Source organism: Leclercia adecarboxylata (assembly GCF_006874705.1).
GTDB lineage: Bacteria > Pseudomonadota > Gammaproteobacteria > Enterobacterales > Enterobacteriaceae > Enterobacter > Enterobacter adecarboxylatus_C.
On sequence record NZ_CP035382.1, the window covers coordinates 4,216,300 to 4,239,392 of the forward strand.

The 23,093-nt window shown below is 56.3% G+C and carries 23 protein-coding genes; 12 read left to right on the forward strand and 11 right to left on the reverse strand.

Annotated features, from left to right (window positions below; all coding sequences use genetic code 11):
- Positions 1-267: 267 nt before the first annotated feature.
- Both ES815_RS21065 and ES815_RS21070 read right to left on the reverse strand, forming a co-directional pair.
- Positions 268-1,686: a PLP-dependent aminotransferase family protein gene (locus ES815_RS21065; RefSeq protein ID WP_142489568.1), complete on the reverse strand. Its 1,419-nt coding sequence runs from the start codon at positions 1,684-1,686 to the stop codon at positions 268-270.
- Between the two features lie 113 nt (positions 1,687-1,799).
- Positions 1,800-1,988, reverse strand: coding sequence for a cold-shock protein (locus ES815_RS21070; RefSeq protein WP_142489569.1), 189 nt, complete (start codon positions 1,986-1,988; stop codon positions 1,800-1,802).
- A gap of 374 nt (positions 1,989-2,362) precedes the next feature.
- Here ES815_RS21070 and ES815_RS21075 point away from each other — a divergent pair, with 374 nt between their 5' ends.
- The 8 genes from ES815_RS21075 (at position 2,363) to ES815_RS21110 (ending at position 8,207) form a co-directional block, all read left to right on the forward strand.
- Positions 2,363-3,391 carry an LLM class flavin-dependent oxidoreductase gene (locus tag ES815_RS21075; protein WP_142489570.1) on the forward strand — a complete coding sequence of 343 codons (1,029 nt, stop codon included), beginning with the start codon at positions 2,363-2,365 and terminating at the stop codon, positions 3,389-3,391.
- A gap of 178 nt (positions 3,392-3,569) precedes the next feature.
- Positions 3,570-4,052 carry an Hcp family type VI secretion system effector gene (locus ES815_RS21080; RefSeq protein ID WP_142489571.1) on the forward strand — a complete coding sequence of 161 codons (483 nt, stop codon included), beginning with the start codon at positions 3,570-3,572 and terminating at the stop codon, positions 4,050-4,052.
- Positions 4,049-4,525, forward strand: coding sequence for a DUF2778 domain-containing protein (locus tag ES815_RS21085; protein WP_142489572.1), 477 nt, complete (start codon positions 4,049-4,051; stop codon positions 4,523-4,525). The genes ES815_RS21080 and ES815_RS21085 overlap by 4 nt, the downstream gene beginning before the upstream one ends.
- Entirely contained in the window at positions 4,525-4,785 is a 261-nt protein-coding gene (locus ES815_RS21090) for a hypothetical protein (RefSeq protein WP_142489573.1), read from the forward strand. Before ES815_RS21085 ends, ES815_RS21090 begins: the two co-directional genes overlap by 1 nt.
- Positions 4,786-5,280: 495 nt before the next feature.
- Positions 5,281-6,687, forward strand: a complete 1,407-nt coding sequence (locus ES815_RS21095) for a cytochrome ubiquinol oxidase subunit I (protein WP_142489574.1) — start codon at positions 5,281-5,283, stop codon at positions 6,685-6,687.
- Entirely contained in the window at positions 6,687-7,697 is a 1,011-nt protein-coding gene (cydB, locus tag ES815_RS21100) for a cytochrome d ubiquinol oxidase subunit II (protein ID WP_142489575.1), read from the forward strand. Before ES815_RS21095 ends, cydB begins: the two co-directional genes overlap by 1 nt.
- Positions 7,697-7,825: a DUF2474 domain-containing protein gene (locus ES815_RS21105; protein ID WP_142489576.1), complete on the forward strand. Its 129-nt coding sequence runs from the start codon at positions 7,697-7,699 to the stop codon at positions 7,823-7,825. The genes cydB and ES815_RS21105 overlap by 1 nt, the downstream gene beginning before the upstream one ends.
- 151 nt (positions 7,826-7,976) lie before the next feature.
- Positions 7,977-8,207, forward strand: coding sequence for a DUF2554 family protein (locus ES815_RS21110; RefSeq protein ID WP_142489577.1), 231 nt, complete (start codon positions 7,977-7,979; stop codon positions 8,205-8,207).
- On the opposite strand, the gene ES815_RS21115 is transcribed toward ES815_RS21110, so the two are convergent.
- Positions 8,208-10,172, reverse strand: coding sequence for a peptidase U32 family protein (locus tag ES815_RS21115; RefSeq protein WP_142489578.1), 1,965 nt, complete (start codon positions 10,170-10,172; stop codon positions 8,208-8,210).
- A gap of 80 nt (positions 10,173-10,252) precedes the next feature.
- Positions 10,253-10,780, reverse strand: a complete 528-nt coding sequence (locus ES815_RS21120; protein WP_142489579.1) for a helix-turn-helix domain-containing protein — start codon at positions 10,778-10,780, stop codon at positions 10,253-10,255.
- 89 nt (positions 10,781-10,869) lie between these two features.
- Between ES815_RS21120 and ES815_RS21125 the strand changes: the two genes are divergently transcribed.
- Entirely contained in the window at positions 10,870-12,036 is a 1,167-nt protein-coding gene (locus ES815_RS21125; RefSeq protein WP_185902358.1) for a benzoate/H(+) symporter BenE family transporter, read from the forward strand.
- Here ES815_RS21125 and ES815_RS21130 read toward each other — a convergent pair.
- Entirely contained in the window at positions 12,016-12,888 is an 873-nt protein-coding gene (locus ES815_RS21130; protein WP_142489581.1) for a helix-turn-helix domain-containing protein, read from the reverse strand. The genes ES815_RS21125 and ES815_RS21130 overlap by 21 nt on opposite strands.
- 186 nt (positions 12,889-13,074) lie before the next feature.
- Here ES815_RS21130 and ES815_RS21135 point away from each other — a divergent pair, with 186 nt between their 5' ends.
- On the forward strand, positions 13,075-13,971 hold the full coding sequence (locus ES815_RS21135) for a DMT family transporter (protein WP_142489582.1): 897 nt from the start codon (positions 13,075-13,077) through the stop codon (positions 13,969-13,971).
- A 35-nt stretch (positions 13,972-14,006) separates the two neighbouring features.
- Here ES815_RS21135 and ES815_RS21140 read toward each other — a convergent pair whose 3' ends face one another.
- A complete protein-coding gene (locus ES815_RS21140) occupies positions 14,007-14,678 on the reverse strand; it encodes a DUF3313 domain-containing protein (protein WP_142489583.1) in 672 nt (223 codons plus the stop codon).
- Positions 14,679-14,818: 140 nt separating this feature from the next.
- Complete coding sequence (locus ES815_RS21145; protein ID WP_142489584.1) at positions 14,819-16,411, reverse strand: ABC transporter substrate-binding protein; 1,593 nt, start codon at positions 16,409-16,411, stop codon at positions 14,819-14,821.
- A gap of 114 nt (positions 16,412-16,525) precedes the next feature.
- Here ES815_RS21145 and pepT point away from each other — a divergent pair, with 114 nt between their 5' ends.
- Positions 16,526-17,755: a peptidase T gene (gene pepT / locus ES815_RS21150; RefSeq protein WP_142489585.1), complete on the forward strand. Its 1,230-nt coding sequence runs from the start codon at positions 16,526-16,528 to the stop codon at positions 17,753-17,755.
- Between the two features lie 86 nt (positions 17,756-17,841).
- On the opposite strand, the gene tehB is transcribed toward pepT, so the two are convergent.
- Together tehB and tehA are read right to left on the reverse strand one after the other, a co-directional pair.
- Positions 17,842-18,438, reverse strand: a complete 597-nt coding sequence (gene tehB, locus ES815_RS21155; protein ID WP_142489586.1) for a tellurite resistance methyltransferase TehB — start codon at positions 18,436-18,438, stop codon at positions 17,842-17,844.
- Positions 18,435-19,439 carry a dicarboxylate transporter/tellurite-resistance protein TehA gene (gene tehA, locus ES815_RS21160; RefSeq protein WP_142489587.1) on the reverse strand — a complete coding sequence of 335 codons (1,005 nt, stop codon included), beginning with the start codon at positions 19,437-19,439 and terminating at the stop codon, positions 18,435-18,437. The genes tehB and tehA overlap by 4 nt, the downstream gene beginning before the upstream one ends.
- A gap of 122 nt (positions 19,440-19,561) precedes the next feature.
- Between tehA and ydcK the strand changes: the two genes are divergently transcribed.
- On the forward strand, positions 19,562-20,542 hold the full coding sequence (gene ydcK, locus ES815_RS21165) for a YdcK family protein (RefSeq protein ID WP_142489588.1): 981 nt from the start codon (positions 19,562-19,564) through the stop codon (positions 20,540-20,542).
- Here ydcK and rimL read toward each other — a convergent pair.
- Positions 20,537-21,082, reverse strand: a complete 546-nt coding sequence (gene rimL / locus ES815_RS21170; protein WP_142490101.1) for a 50S ribosomal protein L7/L12-serine acetyltransferase — start codon at positions 21,080-21,082, stop codon at positions 20,537-20,539. The genes ydcK and rimL overlap by 6 nt on opposite strands.
- Before the next feature lie 164 nt (positions 21,083-21,246).
- On the reverse strand, positions 21,247-22,902 hold the full coding sequence (locus ES815_RS21175; RefSeq protein ID WP_142489589.1) for a glucan biosynthesis protein D: 1,656 nt from the start codon (positions 22,900-22,902) through the stop codon (positions 21,247-21,249).
- Positions 22,903-23,093 lie beyond the last annotated feature (191 nt).

Consider the following 23,093-nt stretch of genomic DNA (forward strand, 5'->3'; position numbering starts at 1 on the left):
CAGAAGGCAGCCGTGCCGATAAAAATATCTCCTGAATTAAACGTAGACCGCGCCAATGCCGCGCACCCGGCGGGCTGTGGAAATTTCACCAGGTTGTGACCGGGGGCGCATTCCCCGGTAACTGGATTATAGACAAGGGGTTAGCAGGCGCTGGCGTTATGCATATTTCCTATGAGCGACAATAAAAAAACGCCGCAAATTAATTGCGGCGTGATTAACGGGATAAGAAAACTTTATTCAGACGCGCGGATCAATCGCGCGAAAATACTATTTTTGCGCGTTTAACATTCCGCTAATTATCTGCGCTAACTGGATCACCGCCTGCTCCTCCCGCTCTCCCCAGGCCCAGGAAGTATTGAAGCGGAAAAACGGCGTCCAGGTGTCAGAGGTGGAGAACATTTTGCCCGGCGCAATGCTGATGTGGTGCTCCAGCGCCCGGGCGCTAAGCTCCCCGGCATCGAGCGGCGCGGGTAGCTCCAGCCACAAAAAATAGCCGCTGTCGCTGTGATGGATTTTCACTTCAGCCGGCAGATGGCGCAGCAGTGCCTGCCACGCCTGCTGTTTACGCTCGGCCAGCGTGCGGCGCAAGCGCCTGAGATGGGCGTCGTAGCGTTTGGTGGCGAGATAATCCACCAGCGCCAGCTGCATCGGTGAGCTGGTGGACAAAGTGCTCATAAGCTGTAGCTGCTGAATACGGCGGGCATGTTTCCCGGCCGCCACCCAGCCAATACGGAACCCGGCGACCAGACATTTGGAGAAAGATGAGCAATGCAGCGTCATGTCGCTGCGGTCCCAGGCTTTGGCCGGGAGCGGCTTTTCGCGGCCGTAATAGAGTTCGCTGTAGACGTCGTCCTCAATCAGCGTGACGTTATGTTCGGTGAGCAAGGCGATAAGCTGCGCTTTTTTGTCCGCGCTGAGGGTAAAGCCCAGCGGGTTCTGGCCGTTGGTCATCAGCCAGCAGGCTTTGACCGGATAGTCGTTCAGCGCCTGCGCCAGGGCGTTGAGATCGATCCCCTCGTGCACGTCGGTGGCCACCGACAGCGCCTTTAATTTCAGACGTTCAAGTGCCTGTAACGCCCCGTAGAAGCAGGGGTTTTCCACAATCACCCAGTCGCCCGGTTCGGTGACCGCCTGCAGGCTGAGATTCAGCGCTTCGAGGGCACCGGCGGTAATAACAATTTCATCCGGGGAGATGTTCATCCCCTGCTGCGCGTAGCGTCGGGCGATGGCGTGACGCAGATCGACGTTGCCCGGCGGCAGGTTCTCGATCACGCTCATGGCGGTGGCGGTCTTGCTGACGTTCGCCAGGGAGCGGTTCAGCTGCTGTAACGGAAAGAGACGCGGATCGGGAAAGGCCGAGGCAAAGGGCACCACCGAGGGATCGCGGCTGGCCTGTAACACGTCGAAGATATAAGTGTTGATATCCACCGCTTCGTCGCGCATCACCTGCGCGGGCGGCATCGGCTGCTGCCCGGTAGGACGGGCCGCGACGTAGTAGCCCGACTGTGGACGGGCCACAATGCGCCCCTGGCTCTCCAGCATCTGATACGCATGACCGACGGTCATAAAGCTCATTCCGCTGCTGGTGACCTGCTCACGCAGGGAGGGCAGCTTATCGCCGGGCTGCCAGACACCAAGCTCGATCTGCGAAATGATTTGCTGCGCCAGGCGCTGGTATTTTTTCATCGGGTTCTCCTTGCTGCATCACAGTGTATATCAGCAGGAGAAAAAAGGCAGGATTAATAAACTGTTATAGGTAGTAGTGAAGAATTCAGCAGGCGTGACGGCGCCCGACTGGCTTACTTACGAAACTCAAACGGCACCTGACGCGCATGGCGGGAGGCCGCTAAATGATCGAGGGTGATCATCGATGATTTGCAGAAAATGCACTTCGCGCCGTGTGGATTTTTTTCAGACACGTCGAAAATGGAGGTGCGGAACTGCGAACCATGACAGCACGGGCAACGAAAATGGATAGTAGAACTCATGTAAATCTCCTGAACGTAAAAACGTTAAATACTAAATTGGGCCTTTAAGGCATTAGAGGTCTGAGACAAAACTAATCAGAGCGTTCAGAGCGTAAAGATAAAACCCAAGAGAGGCTGCGGAGAGGCACAACGTGTTGAGAGATGCTTTAAGGGACTGCGACGGATATTTTTTTGGCATTCAAACCGAAAATCCATTTACGCACAACCGAAGAAAGGATGCAAGCGCTTTTCACGATAAAATTCTTTTGGTTAAGCGACTCTCTGTATTCCTTCAAATTTTTTGACCACATCTGTGAAATAAACGGCATTTCTTCTCATCCGGTAATCCGTAAAGTAAAGGTCACTGTTTTTATCTGAACCCAGGAAATCCCGACATGAAAAAGATCGGATTTTTGTCATTTGGTCACTGGACGCCCTCGCCGCAGTCTGGAACCCGTACCGCCGCTGATGCCTTGCTGCAATCCATCGATCTGGCGGTTGCCGCTGAAGAGCTGGGCGCGGATGGCGCTTACTTCCGCGTGCACCATTTCGCCCGTCAGCTCGCCTCCCCCTTCCCGCTGCTGGCGGCAATTGGCGCGAAAACCAGCCGGATTGAGATCGGTACCGGCGTTATCGATATGCGCTATGAAAACCCGCTGTATATGGCGGAGGATGCCGGTTCAGCCGACTTAATTTCCGGTGGACGTTTGCAGCTGGGCATCAGTCGCGGCTCCCCGGAGCAGGTGATCGACGGCTGGCGCTACTTTGGTTATGTACCGGGCGAAGGTGAAAACGAGTCTGATATGGCCCGTCGTCACACCGAAGTGCTGCTGGAAGCGCTGCGCGGAGAAGGTTTTGCCAAACCCAATCCACAGCCGATGTTCCCTAACCCGCCGGGCCTGCTGCGCGTTGAGCCGCACTCCGAAGGGCTGCGGGATCGGATCTGGTGGGGGGCGGGTTCGAACGCCACTGCCGTGTGGGCCGCGAAGCTGGGGATGAACCTGCAAAGCTCGACCCTGAAGGACGACGAAACCGGCGAGCCGTTCCACATCCAGCAGGCAAAACAGATCCGCGCCTACCGTGACGCCTGGGCCGAAGCGGGACACACCCGCACGCCGCGCGTCTCGGTCAGCCGCAGCATTTTTGCCCTGATGGACGACCGCGATCGGATGTATTTCGGCTCCAGTCGTAACGAAAGCGACAGCGTGGGTTACCTGGATGAGAAAACCCGTGCCATTTTCGGGCGCAGCTATGCTGCCGAGCCTGACAAGCTGATTGCCCAGCTGAAACAGGACGAAGCGATTGCCGAAGCGGATACGTTGTTACTCACCGTGCCGAATCAATTGGGCGTCGACTATAACGTGCATGTGATTGAGTCGATTCTGAAGCATGTTGCCCCGGAAATGGGCTGGCGCAACGAATAAAGAAATAACGTCTCATGTAGGTAATATTATGTGAGGCGTTGACTTCACCGAATTATTAATCCGTATATAACCACATGATTTATTTATAATAACTATAGCACGATATGCCTGGCCTTTGTCATAAAACCATTGTTTAGTAATGCCTGTTTTTTAAGCTAACTGACAAAAGGAGTTTGACATGGCAATACCGGCCTATCTGTGGTTAAAGGATGATGGCGGATCGACTATCCGCGGTTCTGTCGATGTAAAAGATCGTGAAGGTAGCATTGAAATATTAGGTTTTGGTCACGGACTTCATTTACCTACAGACAACAATACTGGCAAAATTACCGGCACGCGAGTTCATAGTGCACTGGTATTCGAAAAAGAATTCGATTCATCAAGCCCATATCTTTATAAAGCAGTTGCCCAAGGACAAACATTAAAAGCAGCTGAGTTTAAGTGGTATCGAATCAACTACTCAGGGCAGGAAGAAGAGTACTTCAATATGCTCCTTGAAGGCGTTAAAGTCGTTTCTATCTGCCCTCTCATGCATGACGTGAAAAATCCCTCAACTGAAAAACATAATCACCTGGAGTCCGTTGCCCTTCGCTACGAAAGGATCACATGGAAACATTGTGATGGGAATATCATTTTCTCCGATGCGTGGAATGAGCGATGATCCGTTGCACATTTCATTTAAATGGCGGACAGATGTCGACCTTAAGTTGCCCGGGCGTTGGTTTCTTTCCAGCTTATTCTGGAAACGCAGGAACCCACAGAAACAATCCTGATTCTGTTGCTATTAGGGATGTTGGCCCTCTTCCGCAGGGTAAATACTTTATCGTTACTCGTCCCACCGGTCTACTGTCCCCGTTAAAAGATTACTTTTCCTCGCAGCTGAGTGGTTCGGACCGAGATTTATGGTTTGGCTTATTCCGTGAGGACAGCCAAATCGACGACACAACTTTAATAGAGGGTATGAGCCGAGGTAGTTTCCGATTACACCCTGCAGGATATCAGGGGATAAGTAATGGTTGTATAACTCTTGCCAGCAGATGTCATTTTTTGGTCCTACGAGCGGCGCTGCTCAACACTGCTCCAGCAATGGTAACAGCAAGCCTTAGAGCTTATGGCACAGTTCAGGTATTTTGATGAAACATTTAAAAAAGGTCTTAATCTGGTATCTCTTCTTTGCGGTCTATATCGCCATTTTCTGTGGGCTTTTTGTTGGCATACCCGAGGAGGCGCTTCATAGGAGTATCTTTGGTCATGCCCGTGAGGTCAGTGAAATTGATTGGGATAATACTCATATGACAATTCTGCTCGTACTTGATGCTCTCCTTACAGGAATGTGTATTTTTACCAGTTCTATTATCATCGGTAAGCGTTCTGATGATCGGAGAATATTATGAAACCGATAATCAGTATCGTGGTTTGGTTTAGTCAATTGTTCCTACTTTGCATTGTATATTCGATGCTTTGCGTATTAATGCCGGACATCTATTTATATGACGTTTATACGGATAAGTTTGGTTTTCTTACCGAGGAACAATGGTACGACCGCTATACTTTTAGTTTGTTAGTTTTATCTTTGCTCTTAACGACGTTTTTAATTTGGCTTATCGCACGTTATAGGCATATACGCAAAAACCGCTGACTGTGGCGGGGCCTTGGCCCCGCCATCGCCTTAATCCGCTAACACACAGCCCTGCCCGTTAATCGTCAGCTTTAGAGGATATTCACCTGCCAGTTTTGCTGGCTTATCGTTTTCACCTGTAGCATAACAGAGTTACTATTTAATCTAATTTCATAAAACTGTTATACATAAATTCCCCTTTTCTGTCTCTGATACTTCGCTTCCTGCCTCATTACCATAACAGCCACACCGTTTTACCCTGAGGTTGTGCATGTTTGGTTTAGATGCGTTTCATCTGGCGAGGATCCAGTTTGCCTTTACTGTCTCCTTCCACATTATTTTCCCGGCGATAACCATTGGCCTCGCCAGCTATCTGGCGGTGCTGGAGGGGCTATGGCTGAAAAGCAAAAACCCTGTATGGCGCTCGCTGTACCATTTCTGGTCGAAGATCTTCGCCGTCAACTTTGGCATGGGCGTGGTCTCCGGGCTGGTGATGGCCTACCAGTTTGGCACCAACTGGAGCGGTTTCTCCCAGTTTGCCGGCAGCATTACCGGGCCGCTGCTGACCTATGAAGTGCTGACCGCCTTCTTCCTCGAAGCCGGTTTTCTCGGCGTGATGCTGTTCGGCTGGAACAAAGTCGGGCCGGGGCTGCATTTCTTTGCCACCTGCATGGTGGCGCTGGGTACTATCATCTCAACCTTCTGGATCCTCGCCTCCAACAGCTGGATGCAGACCCCGCAGGGCTTTGAGATCGTCAACGGCCAGGTGGTGCCGGTGGACTGGTTTGCGGTGGTGTTTAACCCCTCCTTCCCGTATCGCCTGCTGCATATGTCGATTGCGGCGTTTCTCAGCAGCGCCCTGTTTGTCGCAGCCTCGGCGGCCTGGCACCTGCTGCGCGGCAACAGTACCCCCGCCATTCGCCGCATGTTCTCCATGGCGCTGTGGATGACGCTGATTGTCGCCCCCATCCAGGCGATGGTCGGGGATATGCATGGTCTGAACACCCTGAAACATCAGCCCGCCAAAATTGCCGCCATCGAAGGCCACTGGGAGAACCCGCCCGGCGAGCCTACCCCCCTGCTGCTGTTTGGCTGGCCCGATATGGAGCAGGAGCGTACCCGCTACGGGCTAGAGATCCCGGCGCTCGGCAGTCTGATCCTCACCCACAGCCTCGATAAGCAGGTTCCAGCTCTGAAGGAATTCCCGAAAGAGGACCGCCCCAACGCTACCATCGTCTTCTGGTCGTTCCGCATTATGGCCGGGCTGGGGATGCTGATGCTGTTGCTGGGGGCCGTTGCCCTGTGGCTGCGCTACAAGCAGCGGCTCTATCACTCGCGGCCTTTCCTGTGGTTTGCCCTGCTGATGGGGCCGTCGGGGTTAATTGCCATTCTCGCCGGATGGGTTACTACCGAAGTGGGCCGTCAGCCGTGGGTCGTGTACGGCCTGCAACGAACCAAAGATGCGGTCTCCGCCCACGGCGATCTGCACATGAGCGTCAGCCTGCTGGCCTTTATTGTGGTCTACACCTCGGTGTTTGGCGTGGGCTACAGCTATATGGTGCGCCTGATTAAAAAGGGTCCGCAGGAAGAAGAGTCCTTCCCGACCGAAAATGATGGTCGCCCGGCGCGCCCGCTCTCGGCAGCGAGCCCTGAGTTTACTACCAAGGAGACACCATAATGGGTATCGATCTCTCCCTGATCTGGTTTGTGATAATCGTCTTCGCCACCCTGATGTATATCGTGATGGACGGGTTTGATTTGGGTATTGGCATTCTGTTTCCCGCCATTCAGGACGCCGACGACCGGGATGTGATGGTCAACAGCGTTGCCCCGGTGTGGGACGGAAATGAAACCTGGCTGGTGCTGGGCGGCGCCGCGCTGTTCGGTGCCTTTCCGCTGGCCTATGCGGTGATCGTCGATGCCCTGACCATCCCGCTGACCCTGATGCTGATCGGCCTGATTTTCCGCGGCGTGGCGTTTGAGTTTCGCTTCAAGGCGACGCCCGCGCACCGTCCGTTTTGGGATAAGGCGTTTATCGGCGGCTCGGTGCTGGCCACCTTCACCCAGGGTATGGTGGTGGGCGCGGTGATTAACGGTTTTGCTGTCAGCGGCCGCGCCTTTGCCGGCGGCCCGTTCGACTGGTTCACCCCTTTCAATCTGTTCTGCGGCCTGGGACTGGTGGTGGCCTATGCCTTTTTAGGCGCCACCTGGCTGGTGATGAAAAGTGAGAACCCGTTGCAGGGGTGGATGCGTGAGGTATCGAAGCGTCTGCTGCTGGCGCTGCTGGGGATTATCGCGGCGATCAGCATCTGGACACCGCTTTCCCAGCCCGCGATTGCCGACCGCTGGTTCAGCCTGCCGAACCTGTTCTTCCTGCTGCCGGTCCCGGTTCTGGTGGCGGTGTTGGGCCTGTGGCAGTGGCGCAGCCTGAACAATCCGCACAGCCACCATCTGCCGTTCGTGCTGACCCTCGGGTTAATCTTCCTCGGCTTTAGCGGGCTGGGGATCAGCATCTGGCCGCATATCATTCCGCCGTCGATAACCTTATGGCAGGCCGCCGCGCCAGCGCAGAGCCAGGGCTTTATGTTGGTGGGCGCGCTGTTCATCATCCCGATCATCCTTGTCTACACTTTCTGGAGCTATTACGTATTTCGCGGCAAAGTCCAGCCTGGGGAGGGCTATCACTGATGAATCAACCTGTCTGGAAACGTCTGATGTGGATGGTGATTATCTGGGGCGGCAGCGTGCTGGCCCTGGCGCTGGTGGGGATGTTCTTCCGCGTGCTGATGACCGCGGCGGGGTTTAAAGCGCACTAAATACCCCCCAACCCTCTCCCGGCAAGGGAGAGGGAACAGTCCATGCCCAGACAAATTCTGACAAAACCTTTTCGCGCCTTTGAAGATCCTAATAATAACCTAACTGAACTATCGGCATGATGGCCGCTCAACGTAACCGGGTGGTGGCAGAATGTTTACAAAAACGTTATCGATAGTGATGCTGACCTGCGCGCTTTTTTCCGGGCAGCTGATGGCGGGACACAAAGGGCATGAATTTTTTTGGGTGAAGAACGTCGATCAGCAGCTGCGCCACGAAGCCGACAGCGATGAGCTGCGCGCCGTGGCGGAAGATTCCGCTGAGGGTTTGCGCGAACATCACCACTGGCAGAAGTCGCGCAAACCGGATACTCACTTTCTTTGATTAACTGCCTTTACGCTTCGGCAGCGTTTTCAGCAGTTCGTCAGGGCTGACGGAGGCCACAACGCTGCCCGGCTGAGGCATTTTAAAGATGTGATTTTTCATCTTGCCGATGACGTGCATTTCGCACGGACGGCAGTCAAACTTCAGGGTTAACACCTCATCGCCGTTCACCAGCTGCATAGGCGTGGCCTTCCAGCTCTTGATGCTGCCCTTCGCCTGCTTCGGACAGAGGTTAAAGGCGAAGCGCAGACAGTGCTTGGTGATCATCACCGGTACATCGCCCTTCTCTTCGTGCGCCTCATAAGCGGCATCGATCAGCTCAACGCCATAGCGCTGATAGAAGGCCCGCGCCTTATGGTTGTAGACGTTTGCCAGGAATGAGAGGTGCGTTTCCGGGTAGACCGGCGGCGGTACGGAGACCGCTTTGCGGCTGCCGCGCGGGTAATTCGCCAGACGGGCTTCATCGAGCATTTCAGCGGTTTCACGGCGGAACTGGTTTAACAGGCTGTTCGGCACAAAGAGTGCGCCAGGCAGGTTAACCTGAATATCCCGGGCGTAATAAATCGTCTGGCCCAGTTTGGCGATGCCGTCTTTCAGATTATTCAGCGCTTTTTCGGCGTTATTAGCAACCTCGAACATCCCATCCAGGGTGTGGGTCACACTGGTGCCGTCTTCGCTGGTCATGGTAAGGATCAGCTGCTCTTCCCAGCCGCCCAGCTCAATGTCCACCGCGATACGACGCTCGCTGGAGGTTTTCATCAGCGCCTGCTGCCAGTTATGATCGAGGTTACGGTTCAGGGCCGCATGCGGACGTGCTTTATACATGTCGGCGGGCATTTCGTTCGGCCAGACGCGGTAGCGGTTTTCGCCGGTTTTCTCCACCGTATTGGCGCGGAAGCCCACTACTTCACGTTTGATCATCACGTTCAGGCCATCGCCGTTCGCCAGCGGTTCTGTCACTTCCACGTCAAGGTAATCCTTCGCCACCTTCAGCACTTCACCCACCGGCAGGCCAATAAATTTCGGTGAATCGAAGGCGCCGATGTCGTCTTTACGCGCGTTCACGAAGTAGTCGGTGCTGCCGCGGTGGAAGGTTTTATCGGTGGACGGAATAAAGAAGTGCTCGGTGCGCCCGGCGGAGCTGCGGGCCAGGTCGCCGCGATCTTCAACGATGGCATCGAGCATCTGGCGATAATGAGCGGTGATGTTCTTCACGTAGCTCATGTCTTTGTAGCGCCCTTCAATCTTGAAGGATTGTACGCCCGCGTCGATCAGCGCGCCAAGGTTGGCGGTCTGGTCGTTATCTTTCATCGACAGGAGGTGTTTATCAAAGGCCACCACGCGGCCCTGATCGTCTTTCAGGGTATAGGGCAGACGGCAGGCCTGGGAGCAGTCGCCGCGGTTGGCACTGCGCCCGGTCTGGGCGTGAGAGATGTTGCACTGCCCGGAGTAGGCCACGCACAGCGCGCCGTGGATAAAGAACTCGATGGTGGCGTCGGCCGCCTGGTGAATATCGCGGATCTGATTGAGGTTCAGCTCGCGCGCCAGCACGATCTGGGTGAACCCGGCATCAGAGAGAAACTTCGCTTTCTCCACGCTGCGGATATCGCACTGGGTACTGGCATGCAGCTCAATCGGCGGGATATCCATCTCGAGGACACCCATGTCCTGGACGATTAGCGCGTCGACGCCGGTCTGATAAAGGTCGGTAATCAGACGCTGCGCCGGCTCCAGTTCATCATCATGAAGAATGGTGTTCAGGGTCACAAACACCTTCGCCCCGAAACGGTGGGCGAACGGCACCAGGTCGGCGATATCGCGCAGGCTGTTGCTGGCATTATGGCGGGCGCCAAATCCAGGGCCGCCGATATAGACCGCATCGGCGCCGTGAAGAATTGCTTCACGGGCAATGGCGGCGTCACGAGCCGGGCTTAAGAGTTCAAGATGATGGGATGGCAGGCGCATACTTCGTCGTTATCCGTTATGGTCAAAATGGCGGCTATTGTAGTCAGAAGTATGGGCCAGTGAAACAGTTTTGCGTGCCTTTAGCGGGGATAATGGATAAGCGAGTGAAAGTGCACCGTCTGGCCGCTGCTGTTGCGGTAGGCGTGCGGTTTATCTCCGGCAAATCGCAGGCCGGTGTCGGGGGCTAACGTCTGCCAGACGCCGTCGATCTGCATCTCCAGCTCCCCGCTGATCGCCACCACGTGCTCAATCACCCCGGCTTCGTGCGGCGTGGATTCGCTGAGTGCGCCCGGGGCGAGGGTAATCGAGAAATGATCATACTTTAGCGTCTCGTCCCAGGGAAACAGCGGTTTGACCACCATCGCCTGCAGCTGCGGGTCGAAGACCGGCGGATTCTCCGCTTCGGGGGTGATAAAGGTGGAGAACGGCACGTTCAGCCCGGTGGCAATTTTCCACAGCGTTGAGACTGTCGGACTGGATTCGTTGCGTTCCACCTGGCCGAGCATCGCTTTCGACACGCCGGTCTCTTCTGCCAGCTTTGACAGGCTCCAGCCGCGCGCCTGACGCAGCGTTTTCAGTGTAAAGGCAAGATGTTGTGTGATGTCCATGGGCCCTCCCGTTGTCGCGAGTGTATCACTTGTATGCTATAACGCACAGTGCTACATTCACGGCTGTTATAACGCACAACGGAGTTCCTATGCGCGCAACCTCGCTCACCTTTCCCACCCTGTTATCAGGTTTTGTCGCCGTGCTGGTGGGCTACGCCAGCTCCGCCGCCATCATCTGGCAGGCGGCCGCTGCGGCAGGCGCGACGGCACCACAGATTGCAGGCTGGATGACGTCGCTGGGGATCGGCATGGGGATCAGCACCCTGGCGCTGTCGTGGTGGTATAAAGCCCCGGTGCTCACCGCCTGGTCGACGCCCGGAGCCGCCCTGCTGGCGACCAGCCTGCAGGGGGTGACGCTGTCAGAGACCATCGGCATCTTTATCTTTGCTAACGCGCTGATTTTGATTTGCGGCGTGAGCGGCCTGTTCGCCCGGCTGATGAAAATTATTCCCCACTCCCTGGCGGCAGCGATGCTGGCGGGCGTTCTGCTGCGTTTCGGATTACAGGCCTTCAGCAATCTGGAGGGGCACCTGCTGCTGTGCGGCAGCATGTTGCTGGCCTGGCTTATTACCAAAGCTTTCGCCCCGCGCTATGCCATCGTGGCTACCCTGCTGGTGGGCGGTGCAGTAGCGGCCCTGAAAGGTGACGTTGTCACTGATAAGTTAACCTTTGCGGTGGTGATGCCGGAATTTATCGCCCCGACCTTTAACCTGACCACGCTTGTCAGTATCGGTCTGCCCTTCTTCCTGGTGACCATGGCCTCGCAGAATGCGCCCGGGTTCGCCACGCTCAAAGCCTCCGGCTACCCGGTGGCGGTTTCGCCGCTGATCGTCTTTACCGGCGGGCTGGCGCTGCTGCTGTCGCCGTTTGGCGTGTACTCTATCTGCATTGCGGCGATCACCGCCGCCATCTGTCAGAGCCCGGATGCGCACCCGGATGCCGGCAAACGCTGGTTGGCCGCGGCGGCGGCAGGCATCTTTTATCTGCTGGCGGGGATTTTCGGCGGCTCGATTAGCGGGCTGATGGCGGCCCTGCCGTTAAGCTGGATCCAGACTCTGGCGGGGCTGGCACTGCTGGGTACCATCGGTGGCAGTCTGCATCAGGCCCTGCACAATGAGGCCGAACGCGATGCCGCGATCGTGACCTTTCTGCTCACCGCCAGCGGCGCGACGCTTGCCGGGATTGGCTCGGCGTTCTGGGGATTAGTGGCGGGCGGCATCTGCTACGCCCTGCTGTTACGCACCCGACGCGCGTAGCTGGGACGGCGTCAGCCCGGTGGCAGCGCGAAAGCGGTTGCTGAAATGGCTGGCGGAGCTGAACCCGCAGGCCAGCGCGATCTCGGTCAGCGGCTGGCGGGTGGATCGTACCAGGACTTTGGCCTTCTCCATCCGCCGCTGCATCACATACTGGTGCGGCGCCATCTGCATCGACTGACGGAACATGCGGGCAAAATGAAACTCGCTTAAGCTCGCCTGTCCCGCCAGATCCGCCAGGATCAGCGGCTGGGCCAGATTCTCTTCGATAAACCCCAGCACGTTACGCAGCACGAACGGCGACAGGCCGCCCGTTACCGTCGGGAGCGCCCACTGCACGTTGCTGTAATGCTGCACCAGATGGGTAAGAAGCAGCGTCGAGGCGGTACTCAGCGTGAGCTGGTTGGCCGACTGCTGCCAGTCGCAGCCGAGGATAAAATGGCGGTACAGGGCGGTAATGCTGGCATCGTCGCCAAACAGATTTTCGTCCAGGGTAAAGCTGTACGGGCTTTTATCCCAGATCTGCTCCCCGACGTTGCGCAGGTGCGCGTCGGTACAGTAGAGATGGATAAACGACAGATCGTCGCGGATATCCCAGCTGGATTCGCTCTCTTTTGGCATCAGGCAGAAGCGATCCGGGCCGCCGCCGTTTTTCCAGCCCGCGTTGGTTTTGTGATAGCTCTCGTAGCCGTCGGCAATATAGAGGCTCAGGGTGTGGTGATCGCAATATTGCGTAATGGTGTCGCGTTTATTTGACCAGGCCGCCAGCTGGATGCCTGAATTCAGCGCCACGGCATTGTGCAATACCGCTTTATGCTTGCGCAGATTTTCAAAGGCACCGTACATCTCAGCCATAGCGACTCACACCCTGATAAATAAGAACCATTGAGTCTAAAAAGATCTTCACTTCAGTGCCAGCCCTGTTCACTCTCCGTCAGGAAAAAAGCGCAAGAATATGCAAGTTCGCCGCAAGCCTGTGAAAGAAGGCCCTTCTCCCTGCCGCCATACTGGGGTCAGACTTTGCTGATAAGAGAAAAAACGATGAACGCATTATTGTACGCGCTGGTGGTCGTGATCTGGGGAACCACCTGGATTGCCATCTTTTTACAACAGGGGCCGGTGCCTGCGCCGGTCTCTATTTTCTGGCGCTTCGCCGTCGCCACCGCCACCATTATGGCGGTGCTGTTAATATTGCGACGCCTGCGCCCGCTCGCCTTGCGCGACCATCTGTTTTGCGGCCTGCAGGGCTGCTGCGTCTTCTGCTTTAATTTCTGGTGCTTTTATACGGCAGCGGGATATATCAATACCGGCCTCGAATCGGTGATTTTTTCGATGGCGGTGCTCTATAACGCCCTGAACAGCTTCCTCTTCTTTGGTCAGCGCCCGCCGGCACGCTTTTATCTGGCGGCGGCGCTGGGGCTGCTCGGCATTATCACCCTGTTCTGGAACGACCTGTTAGCCAGCGGCTGGAGCGCCGGTCTGCTGTTCGGCATTGCCCTGTCGGCGCTGGGCACCTACGGCTTCTCACTCGGGAATATGATCAGCCTGCGCCACCAGCGCAACGGGCTGGAAACCATGACCACCAACGCCTGGGCGATGCTGTACGGCACTCTGGTGATGGGGGCGATTGCGCTGATCCGCGGGGATGACTTTACGCCGGTCTGGTCGGTGAGCTATATGGGCGCTCTGCTCTATCTGGCGCTTTTTGGCTCGGTGATTGCCTTTGGCGCTTACTTCACGCTGGTCGGGCGGATTGGTGCGGGCAAAGCGGCGTACAGCACCCTGCTGTTCCCGCTGGTGGCGCTTTCGTTCTCGACGGTGTACGAGGGGTACATCTGGCACAGCAACGGCATTGCCGGGCTGCTGCTGATCTTAACGGGGAATCTGGTGATGTTTGCCCGACCGGAGAACTGGTTCAGACGGCTGCGAACGGCCTAAAAAAACCGGCCTGCGCGTTGCAGGCCGGTCTGTGGTTATTTGGTTTTATTCACATCAAACATGGTGGCATCGGTCGCCATGTCATCAACAACCTGCTTGAGGGTCGCGAAGGTCATTGGTGTACTTTCGTTATTCAGCTCTTTCCCTTCGCCCTTACGGACGACTTTGATGACCGGCTTGTTGGTCTTAGAGTCAATCAGCTCACCTTCAAAGAAGAGGTGGGTATCCATAGTACGGTGACCGGTTGCCATTTGCGTGCCGGCAACCACCAGCGCAACAGGGACAACTTCATAGAACTGCAGGCCTTCTTTCTGCGAGCTGACACCGGTGATGGCGCCACGGAAGATCAGGCTGCGTGAACCCGGGGTCGTCACAATCGGCTTACGCTGGCCGATAGCGGTTTTCATTTTGGTGTTGGTGTAGTTTAACAGTTCATCCAGCGTGCGTTGGCCGATCTGAGTGGTAGGCTTAGGCGTCGGATAATAGGTGATATTGTTCCAGATAATGCTGTCGTAGTTTGCTTCGTTATAAGACGGATCAACCCAGCGCAGCGTTGGTTTACCCGATGCAGAGGTGGTTTGCTGGAGCCCGGAGTAGTCTTTTAAAAAGCCTGAATATTGTTCAGGCGCAGCCACTTTTGACGCACAGCCAGCAAGAAGCAACAGGCCGGAAAGCGCGGCAACTTTAAATAAAGTAGTAGTACGCATAATGGGTGTATCCCTGTTAAGTGCAAATATGCAATTGAAGTTATAGCAAAAGTTGGCTGAAAGAAAAGTGACAAAAAATGATGAAGACAGCACAAATTAAAAAAAAATCGCCCGTCTTGATGACGGGCAGAATTAAACGTTTATTTTATATCCACTTGCCAGAATAAATGTTTACCGAACGGATCAATTTCATAACCTGTGACTTCTTTGCGTACAGGTTCAAAAATAGTTGAGTGCGCAATCATTACCGCTGGCATTTGATCGTGCATCATTTGCTGTGCCTGCTGGTATAACGCCGCACGTTTATTCTGATCGGTAATAGATTTCGCTTCGGCAATAATTTTATCAAATGGCGGATAACACCATTTGGCGGAATTCGACCCGCCGTTGGCCGAGGTGCAGGTAAAGAGCGGGCCGAAGAAATTATCCGGATCGCCCGTTGCCGTCGTCCAGCCCATCAGCGCCGCCTGATGCTCACCCCCCTTCACCCGCTTGAGGTACTCCCCCCACTCATAGGTGACGACTTTGGTCTGCACGCCGACTTTTGCCCAGTCGGCCTGGATCATCTCGGCCATCCGTTTGGCATTGGGGTTGTACGGACGCTGGACCGGCATGGCCCACAGGTCGATGGTCATCCCGTTGGCAAAACCGGCCTCTTTCAGCAGGGCTTTGGCTTTTTCTGGATCGTAGTCGTAGTCTTTCAACTCACTGTCTGCGCTCCAGACGCCCGGCGGCAGCAGGTTTTTCGCGGCGGTGCCGGTGCCCTGGAAGACGGCCTCGATAATGGCCGGTTTGTTGATCGCCATCGCCAGCGCCTGGCGCACCTTGACGTTATCCAGCGGCGGTTTTTGCGTATTGAACGACAGGAAGCCGGTATTCAGCCCCGCCTTGCTCATGAGATTGAGATCTTTGTTGGCCTTCATCCGCGGCAGATCGGCGGGGTTCGGGAACGGCATCACCTGGCACTCGTTTTTCTCCAGCTTGGCGAAGCGCACCGAGGCGTCCGGAACGATGGTGAACACCAGGCGATCCAGCTTCGCTTTGCCCTGCCAGTACTCAGGGAACGCCGTAAACAGAATACGCGAGTCCTTCTGGTACTTCGCCAGCTTAAACGGCCCGGTGCCGATCGGCTCCATATCCACCTTCTCCGGGGTGCCGGCTTTCAGCATCGCGTCGGCATATTCGGCAGAGAGGATTGAGGCGAAGTACCAGGCCAGGTCCGCCACGAACGGCGCTTCCGGATGGGCCAGGGTGAAGCGCACCGTATGCTCATCCACTTTGTCGATGGCGACGATCAGCTTGCCGAACTCCAAGCTCTCGAAATTGGAGTAGTTACCGTTGGAGACGTTGTGATACGGATGACTGGCATCTTTCTGACGCATAAACGAGAAGATCACATCATCGGCGTTAAAGTCTCGTGTCGGGGTGAATAGCGTATTGCTCTGGAACTTGACCCCTTTGCGCAGATGGAAGGTATAGACCTTGCCATCCTCGCTGACGTCCCAGCTTTCGGCCAGGCTCGGCACCAGATCGGTAGTGCCCGGAGTAAAATCCACCAGCCGGTTATACACCGGTACGGCGCTGGCATCCACGCTGGTGCCCGAGGTATAGAGTTGCGGGTTAAAGTTCTCCGGCGATCCTTCCGAACAGTAGACCAGCGTTTTAGCGGCAACGGTGGAACTGACCGTCAGCGCGGCGACCATCAGTGCCAGGGTTGTGAGGTTGCTTTTCATCGCGTTTTCCTGTCTTTTAATTTGACGGCTAATGAATTTTTGTCGTGCCAAACCATAAATAACACTAAAGTGATTGTGCAAACACCTGATAACACAAATAAAGAAGGATCCACCATGGCTCACGCGCTCGCCAGTCAATTAACCCAACGCTTCTTTCGCTACCTGGCTATCACCAGCCAGAGCGATCCGAAGGTGAAAACCCTGCCCTCCACCCCCGGTCAGCATGAGATGGCTCGTGCACTGGCGATGGAGCTGCAAACGCTGGGTCTGGACGACATTGTGATCGACGAATTTGCCACCGTTACCGCGGTGAAAAAGGGCAATGTGCCCGGCGCACCGCGCATCGGTTTTATCACCCATATCGATACCGTCGACGTGGGATTGTCACCGGATATTTATCCGCAGATCCTCACGTTTACCGGAGATGATCTCTGTCTGAACCGTGAAAAAGATATCTGGCTGCGGGTCAGCGAGCACCCGGAAATTCTGGCCTATCCCAACGAAGAGATTATCTTTAGCGACGGTACCAGCGTGCTGGGCGCCGACAACAAAGCGGCGGTCACCGTAGTGATGACGCTGCTGGAGAACCTCACCGCAGAGCATCAACATGGCGATATCGTGGTGGCCTTCGTGCCGGACGAAGAGATTGGCCTGTGCGGGGCGAAAGCCCTGGATCTGGCGCGTTTTGACGTTGATTTCGCCTGGACTATCGATTGCTGCGAGTTGGGAGAGATTGTTTATGAGAACTTCAATGCCGCAGCGGCGGAAATTCGCTTTACCGGCGTGACCGCGCACCCGATGTCGGCCAAAGGGGTGCTGGTGAACCCGCTGCTGATGGCCACCGACTACATCAGCCACTTCGATCGCCTGCAAACCCCGGAGCATACCGAAGGCCGTGAAGGCTACATCTGGTTCAACGGCATCCAGGCCGGGCAAAACGAGGCGGTCCTGAAGGCCAATATTCGTGATTTCGATCGCGACAGCTTTGCCGCCCGCAAGGCGCAAATTGGCGACGTCGCGCAGAAGATCGCGGCACAGCATCCTACCGCGAAGGTGAGCTGGCACATCGAAGATACCTACAGCAACATCAGCAACGCCGTAGGGGAAGATCGTCGGGCTATCGACCTGATGTTTGAGGCGATGGAAAGCTTAGGCATCACGCCGAAACCGACCCCGATGCGCGGCGGCACTGACGGCGCGGCGCTTTCAGCGAAGGGGCTGTTGACCCCGAACTTCTTCACCGGTGCCCATAACTTCCACTCGAAGTTTGAGTTTTTACCGCTGAAATCGTTCGAGGCCTCGTATCATACGGCGCTGCAGCTTTGTCTGCTGGCGGCGCGTTAAGCCGGGTGGCGGCTGACGCCTTACCCGGCCTACAAAATCCCTGACCTGTAGGCCCGTGCAAGCGAAGCGCCGCCAGGCAATGCCCGTTACGCTGGTTTACGCGCCAGCAGCGTGGCGAAACGCAGTTTAATACGATTCCCCTGGGCGTCGGTGCGGTGTAACTCACCGACGTCCTCGTTGTACTTCAGCTGTTCCCAGCCCGCATAGTAGCCGCTCAGCTCCCCGGTTTTAAACGCAAACGGGAAGCCGACGTTGCACGGATAGTCTTCGGTATCCATTGCCGCCACAATCAGGTTATAGCCGCCCGGTTTGGTGCAGCGCTGCATGTTGTCAATCAGGCCCGGAATAGTCTCTGGCTGGAGGAACATCAGCACGACGGTTGAGAGGATAAAATCGTATTCGCCGTCAAAGCGCAGGCTGTTGAGATCCTGAATCGCCGTCTGCAGGTTAGCGATCCCCTCTTTGGCCTTGATGCTCTCGATGTTATCGATACTTGCCGCATTCTTATCCCACGCGGTAACGTCAAAGCCATTAGCCGCCAGGTAGAGGCTGTTACGTCCGTTGCCGCAGCCGAGATCCAGGGTTTTGCCCGGTTTAACCATCCCTGCGCTGTACACCACCTCAGAGTGGGTGCGGGTAATACCATATTTTTCGGTAAAGTAGTTCTCATCAAACACAGTCATTCTCTTTCCTCAGCTTGCATAAGCGTTGCTTTGTCTGCACGGACCAACAGTTTGCCCTGCATCAGCAGGATAAACGTGCGCACCAGTAATAGCGCAATGATGGCATTGGTAAAAATAAACAGCGGGATGGCGATGGCGTGGAAAAAACCGGACGGGCTACTCTGCCCCAGATGCAGACCGGTGGTGGCCAACGCCGAGACGCCGAACGAAAAGCTCCAGAACGACGCATTAAACGGCTGCGAAAGATACCAGGGCATCAGGCGCAGGGTAAACAGCAGCTGCAGCAGGCCGTAGCCGAACAGCATTTTAGCGAAGGTATCGGCTTCGCCGCCGTTGACGCTGAACCAGGCGCTACAGGCCACCAGCGCGGGTGCCAGCTGGATCCCAAGGGAGGTGCGCATCGCGGGGGGCAGTTCGCCTGCGCTCCGCAGACGCTGCAAAATCACCGGCTCCAGGCTCAGCCAGGAGAAGACCCCGGCCCCGAGGAACACCAGCCCGGCATCGTGAAACCCGAGCGCGCCGCAGGCCATCGCGCTGATAAAGTTGTTCGCCACCGTAGGCAGATAGAGGCCCGGGGTAGTCGCCTCCTCCGGGTGTTTGCCGCGCCACAGTCCGGCAGACTGCCACGCCGCATAGCTCAACTGCACCACCACCCCGACGGTGAACAGCGCCAGCGCCAGCGGGCGATACCAGGGCACAAAACCAATCGCTACCAGCAGCGTGGTGGCCGGAAACAGGCTGACAAAGCTGCTCATCACCGGATGGCGCATCTCCGCCAGCACGCTGCGCGGAAAACGTATCGCCCGGGTGAGAAAAGCGACGGTCAGAAATGCCCAGATCGCCATCGCCAGCGTCACCAGGATCTCGCCCGGCCAGCGCGTCACCGGCCAGATAGTGCTGGCGTAACGCCAGGCAAAGCCCATCCCAATGGTCCCCAGCACCATACCGTAGTAGCCCGCGGGTAAATTAAGAACGCGTTCAGTCGGTTGCGTTTTATACATAAATTTTAATCTATAAAATATATTTGAAATACTAGTTTAAGGTGTTTCATTTGCGGATGCCACTGTTTCGATCAAGCTAAAGTTTGCTACGTTTAGTGGAGAGGACAACTGCGGGCAGAGTGATGAAAAAATATCGACTTAGCGATGAAAGCCGTCAGCACTACTGGCAGGACGGCGAGACGAAGGCAGCGGTAGAAGTGCGCCAGATTATCGCTGCGCGCGATTTCAACGATGTGAAGTGCGGCACTCGGGGCGGCTGGATCGATGACGAATCGGCGCTGTCGCACGAGCAAGACTGCTGGATCTACGACGAGAACAGCGTGGTGTTCGCCGGGGCGCAGGTCAGCGGCAATGCGCGCATCACCCGGCCCTGCGTCATCAGCCATCAGGCCTCGGTGAGTGATAACGTCTGGGTCGATGGGGCGCAGATCACCCACGGCGCGCGTATAGGTGACAACGTCACGGTGCAATCCTCGATAGTGCACGGTGAGTGTCATCTTTTCAACAATGCCCGCGTCCTGCATAACAGTATGGTTATTGCCGCCAAAGGCCTGACCCCGGACCCGCATCAGATCCTGCGCATTTTTGGCGAAGCCACGGTCAGCCAGTCGCGAGTCGTGCATCAGGCGCAGATCTACGGCAACGCCATCGTCACGTACGCCTTTGTTGAACACCGCGCGGAAGTATTTGAGAACGCGCTGGTCGAAGGCAACGAGGTGAATAACGTCTGGGTGTGTGACTGCGCCAAAGTGTATGGCAACGCCCGCCTGCTCGCCGGGCTGGAGGAGGATGCCATCCCCACCCTGCGCTACAGCTCCCAGGTGGCGGAAAACGCCCTGGTGGAGGGCAACTGCGTGATCAAACATCACGTCCTGATTGGCGGCGACGCCTGGCTACGCGGTGGGCCGATTCTGATTGACGATAAAGTGGTGATCCAGGGTCGGGCGCGCATTCGCGGCGAAGTGCTGATCGAGCATCATATTGAAATTACCGATGACGCGGTAATTGAGGCATCAGACGGAGAGGTGATTCACCTGCGCGGCGAGAAGATGATCAACGGCGCGCAGCACATTACCCGCACGCCGTTGCTCGGGGCATTATGAGGTGCAGATCCGGGCGTAGATATTCTGGTCATCATAGCGCCCGTTGAGGAACTCGGCCTCTTGCAGGCACCCTTCCAGCAGAAAGCCGTTGCGCAGCGCCACCTGGTTACTGGCGGCGTTGTCTACGCGGCACTTGATCACGAAGCGGCGGATCTCTCCCCGTCCGGCGTAGTGCTGAATAAACGCTTCCAGCGCCTGAGACAAAATCCCCTGCCCCTGATGCGCTTCATCCAGCCAGTAGCCGATGTAGCCGGTTTTGTTCAGCGGCTCGATGGAATTGAACGACAACACTCCCACCAGGGCGTTATCCCTGAAGATAAGGAACATTTTGGCGTAACCGCGCTGATGCAGCATCTGGTTGCTCAGGATGTTCTGCCGGGTATCGTCTTCGGAGCCGACAAACTGCGGCCAGTTGAGGTATTCCTGCAGCCACTCCCGGTTTTTGACTACCAGATTGTGCAGCTCGGTGGTGTAACGCTCGTCGGTGGCGCGCAGTTCGATATGTGCGCTGACGGGGATAATTTCTTCTTCGTTAGTCATATTCATCGGTTAGCCTTTGTAGGCCGGGTAAGGTGTAGCCGCCACCCGGCAATGTGGCATCGGTGCGGCTGATGCCCGGCGGCGCATTCGCTTGCCGGGCCTAGGGTCCGGATCGTTATGGTTTGAGTAGGCCGGGTCAGGCGCAGCCGCCACCCGGCGCAGGCTTAACGCATTATGCGGTCATCCACGTACTGGCGCTTATCGGGCGCCGGTGGGAAGTAGTGATACAGCCAGGTTTCGCTGATCGCCTCCCCCTGGCAGCGCAGGAACATGCGCATGTCCACCGTATCGGTGGAGTCGCTGGTCGGATACCAGTCAAACAGAATGCGATACCCGTCGAACGGCTCCACGTACAGGATCTCGATCTGCTTCGCTTCGCCGCTGGAGAGGGTGATCACCGGCTCGATCCCTTTCGGCGCAGCCGCTTTCAGATCGCCGCCAACAAAATCGATAGCGAAACGGCGCGCCCACACCTTCGGATAGTTTTCACCCGGGGCCCAGCCTTCCGGGAAGCCGCCCATCCCGGTACGGGTCGCCATCACGTTCGCCAGCGGAGAACGGACCGGCGGTTTGGCGCTCCAGTAGAGACGGTACTGGAAGTCCAGCTTGTCGCCTGCTTTCACCGGTTTTTCCGGCTGCCAGAAGCAGACCACGTTATCCAGGGTTTCACCGGTGGTCGGGATCTCCATCAGCCCCACGGTGCCCTTGCCCCACTGGTTGCGCGGCTCGACCCACAGGCCTGGACGTTTGTTGTACCAGCCCATGATGTCCTGATAGTGCGAGAAATCGCGATCGAGCTGCAGCAGACCAAAGCCTTTCGGGTTCTTATCGGTATAGGCGTTGAACTGTAACTTCTGCGGGTTGTTCAGCGGACGGCAGACCCACTCGCCGTTGCCGCGCCACATCGCCAGACGATCGGAGTCGTGGATCTGCGGATGAATGGTGTCGCACATGCGGCGCTCGTTGTTGCCGCAGGCGAACATGCTGGTCATCGGCGCGATCCCCAGCTGCTGAATGTCCTTTCGGGCATACAGGTGGTTTTCGACGTCCATGATCACCTGAGTCTTCTCGCAGTGGATCACGAACTTATAGGCCCCGGTGATACTCGGGCTGTCGAGCAGGGTGTAGACCGTAAAGGTGGTCGCACCCGGTTTGACGGTTTCAAACCAGAACGAGGTAAAGTCCGGGAACTCTTCCTGCGTATCGGCATAGGTGTTGAGCGCCAGACCGCGGGCAGAGAGGCCGTACTGATAAGTGTCATCCACCGCGCGGAAGTAGCTCGCGCCCAGGAAGGAGACGATATCGCGACGCGCCAGCTCCGGGGATTTAAAGGCGCGGAAACCGGCAAAGCCTAAATCGCTCTGGCCTTCCAGCTGCTTCGTATCAACGCCCGCGTCGTGGTAGTTGAACAGCTCCGGGCGGAAGTGAATTTCACGCGCCTGCGCGGTCTGATTATCCAGCGAGAACATGCGCACCCGGCGGCGGAAGCCCATCCCGACGTGGAAGAACTGCACGTCGAGCTGGCGGTTTTCGATGTTGTTCCACAGCGACTGCTTCGCATCGTACTGGATGCTGTTATAGGCCTGCGGCGTCAGCGTCGCTAAGGTATCCGGCAGCGGACGCGGCGCACCGCCCCAGGGTGTTTGCGCCAGGTCGTGCGCCATGGATTGCAGCACGGAGAAGTCGAAACGACGGCTCGTACCGTCCGCAATATCCGACTCAGCCGCACTGGCTGCCCGGGAAAAAAGCGCGGCGAGGCCGGAAGTCCCGCTCAGGGCGGCAACAGCCAGGGAGCCTTTTAAAAAACGTCTGCGATTCATGCCTGGAAAAACGTCCTTATGGTCGTGGGGAGGTGGATTTCGCTCAGGGCGAAACAACGGCAAGAAAGAACATCATTAAGAGGGCACAGCCTAAACAAAAACGGTTAAGAATCCAATAATTGACAGGCGAGAATATGCGCAATGGGAGAAAGATTATTATGTCGAGGAGAATTGCCTGAATCGGGGGTAAA

What these genes read in the sequence shown, in the direction of transcription:
- tehB (WP_142489586.1), bottom strand. Translation starts at nt 18,438, where the DNA reads ATGACTGTGTTTGATGAGAACTACTTTACCGAAAAATATGGTATTACC.
- cydB (WP_142489575.1), top strand. Translation starts at nt 6,687, where the DNA reads ATGGGTATCGATCTCTCCCTGATCTGGTTTGTGATAATCGTCTTCGCC.
- ES815_RS21115 (WP_142489578.1), bottom strand. Translation starts at nt 10,172, where the DNA reads ATGCGCCTGCCATCCCATCATCTTGAACTCTTAAGCCCGGCTCGTGAC.
- ES815_RS21080 (WP_142489571.1), top strand. Translation starts at nt 3,570, where the DNA reads ATGGCAATACCGGCCTATCTGTGGTTAAAGGATGATGGCGGATCGACT.
- ES815_RS21075 (WP_142489570.1), top strand. Translation starts at nt 2,363, where the DNA reads ATGAAAAAGATCGGATTTTTGTCATTTGGTCACTGGACGCCCTCGCCG.
- ES815_RS21140 (WP_142489583.1), bottom strand. Translation starts at nt 14,678, where the DNA reads ATGCGTACTACTACTTTATTTAAAGTTGCCGCGCTTTCCGGCCTGTTG.
- ES815_RS21090 (WP_142489573.1), top strand. Translation starts at nt 4,525, where the DNA reads ATGAAACATTTAAAAAAGGTCTTAATCTGGTATCTCTTCTTTGCGGTC.
- ES815_RS21065 (WP_142489568.1), bottom strand. Translation starts at nt 1,686, where the DNA reads ATGAAAAAATACCAGCGCCTGGCGCAGCAAATCATTTCGCAGATCGAG.
- ES815_RS21070 (WP_142489569.1), bottom strand. Translation starts at nt 1,988, where the DNA reads ATGAGTTCTACTATCCATTTTCGTTGCCCGTGCTGTCATGGTTCGCAG.
- ES815_RS21135 (WP_142489582.1), top strand. Translation starts at nt 13,075, where the DNA reads ATGAACGCATTATTGTACGCGCTGGTGGTCGTGATCTGGGGAACCACC.
- ES815_RS21120 (WP_142489579.1), bottom strand. Translation starts at nt 10,780, where the DNA reads ATGGACATCACACAACATCTTGCCTTTACACTGAAAACGCTGCGTCAG.
- rimL (WP_142490101.1), bottom strand. Translation starts at nt 21,082, where the DNA reads ATGACTAACGAAGAAGAAATTATCCCCGTCAGCGCACATATCGAACTG.
- ydcK (WP_142489588.1), top strand. Translation starts at nt 19,562, where the DNA reads ATGAAAAAATATCGACTTAGCGATGAAAGCCGTCAGCACTACTGGCAG.
- ES815_RS21125 (WP_185902358.1), top strand. Translation starts at nt 10,870, where the DNA reads ATGCGCGCAACCTCGCTCACCTTTCCCACCCTGTTATCAGGTTTTGTC.
- tehA (WP_142489587.1), bottom strand. Translation starts at nt 19,439, where the DNA reads ATGTATAAAACGCAACCGACTGAACGCGTTCTTAATTTACCCGCGGGC.
- ES815_RS21085 (WP_142489572.1), top strand. Translation starts at nt 4,049, where the DNA reads ATGATCCGTTGCACATTTCATTTAAATGGCGGACAGATGTCGACCTTA.
- ES815_RS21175 (WP_142489589.1), bottom strand. Translation starts at nt 22,902, where the DNA reads ATGAATCGCAGACGTTTTTTAAAAGGCTCCCTGGCTGTTGCCGCCCTG.
- ES815_RS21095 (WP_142489574.1), top strand. Translation starts at nt 5,281, where the DNA reads ATGTTTGGTTTAGATGCGTTTCATCTGGCGAGGATCCAGTTTGCCTTT.
- ES815_RS21105 (WP_142489576.1), top strand. Translation starts at nt 7,697, where the DNA reads ATGAATCAACCTGTCTGGAAACGTCTGATGTGGATGGTGATTATCTGG.
- ES815_RS21145 (WP_142489584.1), bottom strand. Translation starts at nt 16,411, where the DNA reads ATGAAAAGCAACCTCACAACCCTGGCACTGATGGTCGCCGCGCTGACG.
- pepT (WP_142489585.1), top strand. Translation starts at nt 16,526, where the DNA reads ATGGCTCACGCGCTCGCCAGTCAATTAACCCAACGCTTCTTTCGCTAC.
- ES815_RS21110 (WP_142489577.1), top strand. Translation starts at nt 7,977, where the DNA reads ATGTTTACAAAAACGTTATCGATAGTGATGCTGACCTGCGCGCTTTTT.
- ES815_RS21130 (WP_142489581.1), bottom strand. Translation starts at nt 12,888, where the DNA reads ATGGCTGAGATGTACGGTGCCTTTGAAAATCTGCGCAAGCATAAAGCG.